At 38.5% G+C, this 8,349-nt stretch carries 11 protein-coding genes; 4 read left to right on the plus strand and 7 right to left on the minus strand.

Features of this window, described 5'->3' with window-relative positions; genetic code table 11:
• Window positions 1-25: 25 nt before the first annotated feature.
• The 4 genes from spoVAD to MLE14_RS21370 form a co-directional block, all read right to left on the minus strand.
• Window positions 26-1,045, minus strand: coding sequence for a stage V sporulation protein AD (gene spoVAD, locus MLE14_RS21355; protein ID WP_243300435.1), 1,020 nt, complete (start codon window positions 1,043-1,045; stop codon window positions 26-28).
• Window positions 1,045-1,524, minus strand: coding sequence for a stage V sporulation protein AC (gene spoVAC / locus MLE14_RS21360; RefSeq protein ID WP_041844976.1), 480 nt, complete (start codon window positions 1,522-1,524; stop codon window positions 1,045-1,047). Before spoVAC ends, spoVAD begins: the two co-directional genes overlap by 1 nt.
• Before the next feature lie 17 nt (window positions 1,525-1,541).
• Window positions 1,542-2,015, minus strand: coding sequence for a YhcN/YlaJ family sporulation lipoprotein (locus MLE14_RS21365; protein ID WP_230131372.1), 474 nt, complete (start codon window positions 2,013-2,015; stop codon window positions 1,542-1,544).
• A gap of 79 nt (window positions 2,016-2,094) precedes the next feature.
• Window positions 2,095-2,301 carry a DUF1657 domain-containing protein gene (locus MLE14_RS21370; protein ID WP_041844991.1) on the minus strand — a complete coding sequence of 69 codons (207 nt, stop codon included), beginning with the start codon at window positions 2,299-2,301 and terminating at the stop codon, window positions 2,095-2,097.
• A gap of 1,147 nt (window positions 2,302-3,448) precedes the next feature.
• Between MLE14_RS21370 and MLE14_RS21375 the strand changes: the two genes are divergently transcribed.
• From MLE14_RS21375 to MLE14_RS21385, 3 genes are read left to right on the plus strand one after another with little or no spacing between them, the layout of a single operon-like run.
• A complete protein-coding gene (locus tag MLE14_RS21375; protein ID WP_243300432.1) occupies window positions 3,449-3,745 on the plus strand; it encodes a hypothetical protein in 297 nt (98 codons plus the stop codon).
• A 46-nt stretch (window positions 3,746-3,791) separates the two neighbouring features.
• The gene (locus MLE14_RS21380; protein WP_041846742.1) at window positions 3,792-4,283 is read left to right on the plus strand and encodes a molybdopterin-dependent oxidoreductase; all 492 of its coding nucleotides are present in this window, start codon (window positions 3,792-3,794) and stop codon (window positions 4,281-4,283) included.
• 10 nt (window positions 4,284-4,293) lie between these two features.
• Complete coding sequence (locus tag MLE14_RS21385) at window positions 4,294-4,644, plus strand: LysM peptidoglycan-binding domain-containing protein (RefSeq protein WP_041902304.1); 351 nt, start codon at window positions 4,294-4,296, stop codon at window positions 4,642-4,644.
• 93 nt (window positions 4,645-4,737) lie between these two features.
• On the opposite strand, the gene MLE14_RS21390 is transcribed toward MLE14_RS21385, so the two are convergent.
• Window positions 4,738-6,243 carry a phospholipase D-like domain-containing protein gene (locus MLE14_RS21390; RefSeq protein WP_150916116.1) on the minus strand — a complete coding sequence of 502 codons (1,506 nt, stop codon included), beginning with the start codon at window positions 6,241-6,243 and terminating at the stop codon, window positions 4,738-4,740.
• A gap of 302 nt (window positions 6,244-6,545) precedes the next feature.
• Between MLE14_RS21390 and MLE14_RS21395 the strand changes: the two genes are divergently transcribed.
• On the plus strand, window positions 6,546-7,004 hold the full coding sequence (locus tag MLE14_RS21395; protein ID WP_235372160.1) for a CBO0543 family protein: 459 nt from the start codon (window positions 6,546-6,548) through the stop codon (window positions 7,002-7,004).
• A 131-nt stretch (window positions 7,005-7,135) separates the two neighbouring features.
• On the opposite strand, the gene MLE14_RS21400 is transcribed toward MLE14_RS21395, so the two are convergent.
• Together MLE14_RS21400 and MLE14_RS21405 are read right to left on the minus strand one after the other, a co-directional pair.
• The gene (locus MLE14_RS21400) at window positions 7,136-7,576 is read right to left on the minus strand and encodes a cell wall hydrolase (RefSeq protein WP_243300433.1); all 441 of its coding nucleotides are present in this window, start codon (window positions 7,574-7,576) and stop codon (window positions 7,136-7,138) included.
• Between the two features lie 122 nt (window positions 7,577-7,698).
• Complete coding sequence (locus tag MLE14_RS21405) at window positions 7,699-8,175, minus strand: alpha/beta fold hydrolase (protein ID WP_243300434.1); 477 nt, start codon at window positions 8,173-8,175, stop codon at window positions 7,699-7,701.
• Between the last annotated feature and the right edge of the window lie 174 nt (window positions 8,176-8,349).

Below are 8,349 nucleotides of genomic sequence, written 5' to 3' on the forward strand. Positions count from 1 at the left end.
CCTACGACAAAAGCCCAAAAATAGATCATGTTAATTGTTCACCTCCGTATTCAATTGACACTGCATGGGCGATACAAGGAATTGTTTCATTTTGCTGAAAGGACAACGGTGAAAGCAAAGCACCTGTAGCCACAACTAACATTCGTTTAAATTCACCATTTTTCATGCGGTTTAATAAATGCCCATAAACTACCGTTGCTGAACAGCCTGCACCGCTTGCCCCTGCAAGAACGGGTTGTCCTTCCCGATAAATCATAAGGCCACAATCTTGGTATCGTTCTTCACTAATAGGAGTTCCGTGCTTTTTAAATAGGTCCATTGAAACTTCCTGTCCAATCTGGCCCAGGTCCCCGGTTACAATTAAATCGTAATAAGATGGCTCAACATTTCGTTCCTTTAAATGGGCTTCAATGGTATCAACCGCAGCTGGCGCCATAGCTCCTCCCATATTAAATGGATCTGTCAAACCCATATCAATCACACGGCCAATGGTGGCAGAGGTGACACACGGTCCTTCCCCAGAATCACTTAAAAGAGCCGCACCAGCCCCAGTGACGGTCCATTGTGCAGTAGGGGGTTTTTGACCGCCGTATTCAGTTGGATAACGAAATTGTTTTTCAACAGCTGCATCATGGCTGGATGCTCCGGTTAATAAATATTTCGCTCCTTTGGTATTCACGATATAAGCACCTAGGGCCAATCCTTCCATAGACGTAGAGCAGGCACCGAATAAACCAAAATACGGGGCTCCAATTGTTCGACTAGCGAAACTTGTTGGGGTGATCTGATTGATTAGGTCCCCAGCTAGGATAAATTGAACTTGATCCTTTTGGATGCCCCCTTTTTCCATGGCTTTTTGACAGGCCTCTTCAAAAAGGATTTTATGCGCCTTTTCATAGGAATCCTGTCCAAGCCATAAATCAGCATGAAGGAGATCGAAATCTTCTGCGATTGCTCCGTTTGCTTCAAATGGTCCACCAACTGTTCCAGTAGAAAGTATGACGGGTTTTTGTTCGAAGATCCATGTACGATGACCTGCGAGTATCATAAACCACCCCACCTAATTAGAATTGTCTTTACTAATGCAATAACAAACGCAGAAAAAACACCAAATAATATAACAGACCCAGCTAATTTAAACATATTACCTCCGACTCCTAATACAAACCCTTCGGTTCGATGTTCAATAGCAGCTGAAATGACAGCATTGCCAAAACCGGTAACTGGAACTGCTGAACCAGCTCCTCCAAATTGAGCAATTCGGTCATAAACCCCAAAACCGGTAAGAAGCATAGCAATAAAAATTAATGTACCCACAGTTGGATTTCCAGCCGTTTGGTCTGTAAAATCAAAATAATAAATAAAGAAGTCTTGAATAACCTGGCCAATCAAACAAATCAGACCACCTGTTATAAAGGCCTTTATACAATTTTTAAAAACGGGTCTGTCGATTTCTCGATTTTTTTGCAATTTTTGATATTCTTGTTGCACCGGGGTTAGTTGTTTCTTTTGATTATTTGACATAGCTTGCCCCTTTCTCTTTAAGTTTTCTCTTTCATTAGATTTTTAATTTTATTTAAATCTTTTTTTAAGCTCTTCTTATCTGTGTTGCCTTTTTGAAGTTTCTGTTCTAATTGTTCCAATTCCCACATCATTTTTTTATCTGACGAAACAATTATTTCATGGTTTGGGTACATTTTTTCCAAGTCGGATTTTATTGACTTCTCAATTTTCTTTAATCGAAAGCGATCAAAATTATCAACTTTTATTGCTGCAAAAAGCTCTTTTTCTGTATTCACAGCCTTTACATCTGAAATTTCTTCTTTGGCAATAATTTTTTCTTTAGCCCTATTGGCAACTGATTGATCGATGGGTTTAGTCGTATGTACCAGTGAAACACCTAAATCATTGTTATCCTCATCTAACTGATTTTGGTTATCGTTACATCCTGTTCCAAACCCGATCACGGCTAAAATGGAAAGAAAAATTTTTATTTTGGTTATTTTGTCTTTCATGAAACCATCTCCGTTTTTCCCATTATTTAAAGGAATTAAAAAAGGTTGGCCTCCCAACCAACCTTTTTTATCTTACTCATTATTGTTGTTTGTATTGAGGTTCTTCTTGTTCAATTTGTTGAACGCGTGGTTCAATGCTGTTAATAACAGATTGGGTTTGTTTAGCAGCATCTTGGTAAAGTTGCTTTGCCTGTTGATTATCTGTACCAAGAGCAAATGTTTCGAAACTTGCTTGTGCACTTTTTAAGCCTGCTAGAGCTGTCTTAACATCATTTATTACTGTCATGATGAATCCTCCTTGAATTTTTTTTGACCTTTTTAGATTACCTGAATCAGAATTTTCTTCTTTGGCAAATTCTTTTCGGGAATATAGACCTAAAATTACTTTTGGCGAATAGCACGATTTTTTCTGTAGTAACCTCGTTTCCAGATCCCCATCAGTTCTTCTATTTGGTGACGATTATAGGATTGCGATGAATCATCTTTTTGGATAATGTGTCTCATCTCAAATTTTTTTCACCGTTCCCTTTAGTGAACATCATTAAACATAGATGTTGCCTCTGCTTTGCTTTAATTTGGTTAGTAATCCATTTGATTTGCCATGCCATTCCTCCCGTTTATGATTTAGTACAAAAGTATTATTCTTCGAATAAAATGTTTTATTATCAATTCTAAAAAATTTTCCTATCCCCGGTATCAACCTTAGTATTTATTTATAATTCATTATAGGTATACAACGTTTTAATTTCCTTCTGCCTTCATAGTTCTTTTTTTACCGTGTATCTCTTTCATTTTAAATTAGGGATATTAACCCAAGAATAAAAATAGGTAAATGCATATTCTGGATTAAAAATGAAATGAAGGTGCTTTTCATGAATCCAGAACCGCAATATGATTACAATTTATCTCAGGAAAATAATCAGGTTGAAAATTTAGACCAAAGGATTTGGGGTATAAGGCCATTTTTCTTTAGGCCCTTTTTTAGGCCATTCCCCTTTAGACCCTTCTTTTGGGGACCTTATTAGGCTAACCCATTTCTAAGCGGATTATTAGGCGGTTTATTAGGTGGACTAATAGTGTTGTTAAGCCCTTAGATTTAAATGATCTAAGGGTTTTTCGTAGCCATTAAAAGGGATACATCAAATTTTTACGGCTACTCCGACTTAAAAAAAATTACCTAACTTCTCACATTTAATGGAGGAAAGTGGTTCCATCTAAAGTATATTCCTCAAATGATTGGGAAATTTAGTAAAGAATGTGAGCGCTGCCCGCGAGCATTGCAATTATTTATGAAAGAGAGGAAATTTATTGTTACAACTGAAGGAGTTATATTCAGATCTTCAAAACCAAACTGAAAAAGCAATAAAGGAAATTGAAAATTCTGATCACCCGATTGCGATTTTGCTTCAAACTATTTGAGAGAGCAACTGGAAATGATTAAAAAAATAATGCAAGAGCTTTCAAATGATGGGGCCGAACTAAAGAACATGTCAGAATTTCTGTCTATTATTTATCATGATAATGAAATAGCCCACCCTACATTTCGAGCATGGAAAAGAGCAGTTGAATGGATGAATCTTCCGTACCTGGAATCAGCAAGAAATTTGGAGCCGTTATTCCAGGAGATAAAGACCAACCTTGAACACTCAGCTGCTGAATTGGAAAGGATTTATGGGGATAAGCAAACAAAATATATCCTTCCATCTTTTTACATATCTGCCCTTCGCTAACAGCATAATCTTTTTTCTCAAAACTACTATCCAAGGAGGAAGTTCAATGTCCTGGGAAACGGAAAGAACCGATATAAATATGTACAGCCAGGGAGATATTGATAAGTGGGTGTACAGTACCTGTAATATATGCTCAATCGGCTGCGGCTGCTATATAGCCGTGAAAGATGAGAAGATAGTCGGAATCAAGGGAAACAGTGCCCACCCCATTAACAGAGGCAGACTTGGCCCCAAAGGGGAAAATCAGTGGTATGCCAATAACAGCCCTGATCGCCTGTTAACTCCCATGATCCGTGATTCTTCCGGAAAGTTGGTTCCTGCAACATGGGATGAGGCGATGAATTTAATGGTAAAAAAAGCGACCGATTCTCTAAAACAGAGAGGGTCAAATAGCGATTCAACCGGACAAGGTCTCTTAGAGGATTACTATACAATCGCAAAGTTCCGCAGGGCCGGCTTGCAAACTCATTTACTAGATGCCAATACTCGGCTTTGTACAGCTACCACCGAATTCTGCTTACTACAATCGTTTTGCTAGAATTGGCAATGTGGTACAAAAAGGACTAGTATTTGTTCCCTTTCATTTTGGCAGTTGGGAAAGACGGGAAGCCGCAAATGAGTTAACAGCGGATTTTACCGATCCACTATCCAAACAGCCAACATTTAAGCAATCAGCATGTAAAATCGAAAAGTTGCGTACCCAGCATACCGTAACTGAAGAAGATACTTTACAATCGCTGGCTAATCAATATGGCATATCCGTTGAACATCTACAGAAAGCCAACGCATTCATTTCACCCTACGATATTCAAATTGGAAAGATCCTTGAGATACCGGCATCAACCATTAATGTACCAATACCACCGTATTTACCAGAGTTAAAGAATGGCTCGTTTTAAACATAATTGTTCAAATAGGCCCTCAGTTTTAGATTACCTTAGGGCTTTTTTGAAAGTGTTTTATAGTAGAAAACCTTCTTCAGATGTTGATGGCTATAGCAACGGAAAAAGGAGACGGGCACCCCGCTGCATTAAACGCTGTGAAGGATAGCGCTGCTTTAAATCCTCCATTTTCAAAGGGACAGAATCATTTAAATCCTGTTCAAATTGCTGTGTAAGTTCTTTTGCCACGTCTTTACTGTAAAAAAATTCACTCACTTCGTAATTTAAGCGAAAACTTCTCATATCGTAGTTTGCTGCTCCTACTTCCGCAATTTCCCCATCGATAACCATTGTCTTCGCGTGGAGCATTCCTTTGTTATATAAGTAGATATGAACCCCCGCTTCCAACAACTCCCCATAATAAGTAAAGCTTGCACGGTCTACGATTTTTTGATCGACTTCCCGGGGAACCAGCAATCTTACACGTACTTCACGTGCCACTGCCGTCTTTAGTCCCATAATGATATCTTGATCTGGCACAAAGTAGGGTGTAGTGATATCAATGGTTTTTGTGGCTTGTGTTATTCCAATAAAGTAGGCTTCCCTAATAAAAGGCGTAGGAATCCCAGGATTACCTTCAACTGTTTGTACATAGGCTTGGTTCATTTTCTCACTGCCCGGATCTTTATGCGCGTGTGCTTCTTGAATAGTTGCCAACTCGTTGCTCCATTCTGCCATCATGGTAAATGGTTTTGGTAAGCTGGTTGTAGCAGGGATTGGGGAACCATTTTTTCCTGGCTTTGTTTTGATTCTGAATACTGACTTTATTTGTTCTGGCGAAGCGATATTCCAATGGTGTTCGAAGATATTTTTCAAATCAGATGATGCTTCACCAGCTATTCTTACATGAGTATCACGCCAGAACCCTGCATTTGGCTTTAATCCCGCATATTCATCCCCAATATTAATCCCGCCGGTAAAAGCTTCCCTACCGTCGATTAGGGCGATCTTGCAATGATCTCGATTATTCAGGGCTGAAAATATCCAAGGGGGACGTAAAGGAAAAATGGTCCTGAACTCGATCCCCGCATCCATCATCCGGGAAATCTCAGTTCTGGATAATTTCCGGCTCCCCCAACCGTCCCTAATAAAGCGGATGTGCACACCGTCCATTGATCGTTCGATCAGCAGGTCCGTCATACGCCTTCCAATTTGGTCGGCTTTATATATGTAATATTCCAGGTCAATCGTTTTTTTGGCGTTCTTTATAGATTCCATAAATCTTTCATACGTTTTCATTCCATTTATTAGCACTTGTATTTGACCAGACCTTAATCCTCCCACGCTCATGTGGTTCAATGCTTGTGCGATTACTTTTGCTGAGTGGCTATACGAATCAGGCAATTTTTCTGATTTGTTAGAAGTAGAGGCCGGCTTTTGACCACCATTCATACGTATGGGATTAGATGTAATCAGATAGAGCCCAAAACCAATCACAGGGAATATTAAACTAATGGCTATCCAATTTAACGCCACTGCTGGTCGCCGAACCTCACGAATAGCCATAATGATCATAAAACCAGTATTTAATAAGTATAGTCCAAAAATCCATACCAATAGAAAAGCCCCTTCCTTTTTTCTCTTTTAAAATGTACAAATGCTAACCCGTTTATAAGTATCTTGAAAAAAAATTAGCGGCAAAAGAAAAAAGTTGTATGGGTCGCCAGATCCGTGAGAAAATAGCAAAGTCCCACTTAAGGAATACATTATCCCCAAAAGGCTAAAATAATTTAGTAATATTAATATTCTCTATTGAGGTGATTATAGTAAGCACTCGCCATGAAAATGTTGAGAAAGTCCGATTGTTGGAAGACAAATTATTTGAGATGGATGCGACGGGGTGGTTGGAGTATGAATTTTTGACATGGGAATGGTGGCTGTTGTTGTCCTTCTTCATTTCACCTTGGATTTTGTGGATATACACAAAGAAACGAGAATGGCTAGTAGAATCCATACTGTTTGGAGTTATTGTCATGGTGATCACAATTTTATTGGACACAATAGGGTTGCAATTTTCATTTTGGGAATATCCTATTGAATTTCTGCCCGTAATTCCAAGTGCATTTCCGTTTGATGTTTCGTTGGTACCTGTTGCCTATATGTTGCTTTTCCAATATAACCGAACATGGAAATCATTTATTTCAGCCCAAATTGTCATGGCTTTTGTATATGCTTTTATCGGGGAACCCTTATGCAATTGGATTAACCTTGTTTGTTATATTAAATGGAATTACATGTATTCCTTCTTATATTACATTCTTATTGGACTTGGAATTAGAGCACTTATTTTAAAATGGGTTTCTGTTTCAAAGTCGTGAAAAAAAAGGTGCCAGGCACCTTTTTTCGTCATAAAATATCAGCAACTAATTTTACAATCAAAAAAGACGGGCCGAAGCAACCGAGATTTTTCGGATTTATCGACAGACTAAAGCTTACTCAAAGAGTAAGCTTAACGTCTATAAACATCATCACATGTTCCAGGTTTTGGTTCATAAAAACAATGTTCTTTAAATTGACCAGAATGAGGTTGACCATACCATGTTGGAGGGCATGGACCATGAGGATTAAAATACCAAAGAGCATATTTTGCTGGGTGTTCTCTCCAATAATCCAAATTTTTTTTTGCCAATCTTTTTTCAGAAGTTCTTGCTCTTTGATAAAATACATTCCCTTTTTGAACTGCTTCAAAGGAAAAATTTCCTCCTTGCACTTGAAAAATAACTTGCTTAACGGTTCTTAAACCTTTAAAGTCTAAACATTCTGCTACAACTCGATTCACAATTACATTTCCAACATATAACATTCCCTGTTTTCCTTCTCCTTCGGCTTCTGCTCTCATCATCCTTGCCATTAAGGCAACATCTGAACTTCGGTAATTTACTCTTGGCATTTTTCTACCCCCAAATATAGTATGAAAAAAAGCCTACATTCATGTCATTGTTTATAGTATGAAAAAAAGCCTACATTCATGTCATTATTCATATTATTAAGAATGCTTAGTTTTTACCTTAGTTAAACCGGCAAGCTAATAGTATGTAATTGGTCCGTACAATTATATTGCAAACTATAAAGATAATACTGGGAAATATTTCGTGGATCCCCCTTAACGGCATCCCGAAACATATTAGTAAATGTTTTAAATGTATTTGAATTCCCCCATGATACGGCCAATCCTAGCAGATGTTTCGCTTTAGCTTTAGACAGCAGCCTAGCGATAGCAATCCTTTTTTCATTATAAAAATCACGAACCTCGGACATTCCACTAATAATCACCCCGCCTAGAGCCCGATCTTTATGAGACAGCAAAAATTCCAACACTACCGAACCACCCGTCGAATATCCGCAGATTACCGCCTTTTCAATACTAAGATGGTCCATGAGCTTCGCGATATCGTTGGCAATCATCCGATAGGTGATAGGCTCTTTTGAATAACCACTCCGTCCATGTCCTCTTAAATCAAAAGTAATTACCTTGTATTGTAATGACAAGCCTTCGAGTTGGTAGGTGAAATTGGCACTGGTTAGTAACGGGGGGTGAACAAAATCGCTAACGCGACTTTAAGCACGTCCCAAGTGAGTATTAATCACTTGGGACATTCCTCGCTCTGCGCATTGTGCCATTACAAAAAGGACATACTACTTCCACTTCTTCATTATCATTTA

The organism is Bacillus litorisediminis (assembly GCF_022808645.1).
Classification (GTDB): domain Bacteria; phylum Bacillota; class Bacilli; order Bacillales; family JC228; genus Bacillus_BF; species Bacillus_BF litorisediminis.